We start from the raw sequence: 262 nt of genomic DNA, 5'->3' as shown, positions 1-262 counted from the left end.
CAAGGCGATGCAGAGTGTCGACTACGTCCCGGCCCGGGGCACGGTCTCGTCCTGGGGCGACTCGTACGGCAACCGCGTCGACCGCTTCCTGGCGGGCACCGCGTACCTGGACGGCTCCCGCCCCTCCCTGATCATGGCGCGCGGCTACTACACGCGTACCGTCATCGCGGCCTGGGACTGGCGTGGCGGTGCCTTCACCCGCCGCTGGACCTTCGACACCAACTCCTCCGCCAACTCCGGCAAGGGCTACGACGGTCAGGGC

The 262-nt window shown here is 70.2% G+C and carries 1 protein-coding gene; it reads left to right on the top strand.

Annotated elements, in window-relative coordinates; all coding sequences use genetic code 11:
- The coding region (locus IG99_RS43885) for a rhamnogalacturonan lyase family protein (RefSeq protein ID WP_463607374.1) at positions 1-262 on the top strand (262 nt) is incomplete at both ends.

Origin of the sequence: Streptomyces griseus subsp. griseus, assembly GCF_000720255.1 — a bacterium.
GTDB classification, from domain to species: Bacteria; Actinomycetota; Actinomycetes; order Streptomycetales; family Streptomycetaceae; genus Streptomyces; species Streptomyces griseus_I.
This window is presented reverse-complemented; position numbering and strand designations above follow the sequence as displayed.